Below are 526 nucleotides of genomic sequence, written 5' to 3'. Positions count from 1 at the left end.
ATCAGGGTTGGCGCCAACTGATATTGATTAAAAAATGATTAAATAATTTGATTGGTTGAATCATGAAAATATCAAAACTACAGCTCGTTTATCTTGCAGCTTTATCTATGCTTGGCTTTGTTGCCACTGACATGTACTTACCTGCGTTCAAAGCGATGGAAATCGACTTTGCTACAGGTCCCGAACAAATCGCACTTTCTCTGACCGTATTTCTTGTAGGTATGGCTTTTGGTCAGCTGATGTGGGGATTGGCATCGGATAAATTTGGTCACCGCAATACGCTGGCCGCAGGTCTGGTACTCTTTACCATTGCCTCATTCGGCTTAGCATTCTGCGATGAAGTTTGGCAGCTACTGACACTGCGCTTTGTGCAAGCAATCGGCGTGTGTGCTCCTGCGGTTATCTGGCAAGCGATGGTAATCAAGCGTTACTCCAGCAGTAGCCAGCAAATTTTTGCAACCATCATGCCGTTGGTGGCACTATCACCAGCACTTGCGCCTCAACTGGGTGTGGTTTTAGCGGATAG

Annotated in this window: 1 protein-coding gene; it reads left to right on the top strand. The window is 46.0% G+C overall.

Annotated elements, in window-relative coordinates; all coding sequences use genetic code 11:
• Positions 1-62 precede the first annotated feature (62 nt).
• A partial coding sequence (locus R7093_RS27845) for an MFS transporter (RefSeq protein ID WP_318147360.1) occupies positions 63-526 on the top strand: 464 nt, incomplete at its 3' end.

The organism is Vibrio sp. 1580 (assembly GCF_033340055.1).
The sequence above is the reverse complement of the archived record's forward strand: the minus strand, read 5'-3'. Positions and strand labels throughout refer to the sequence as shown.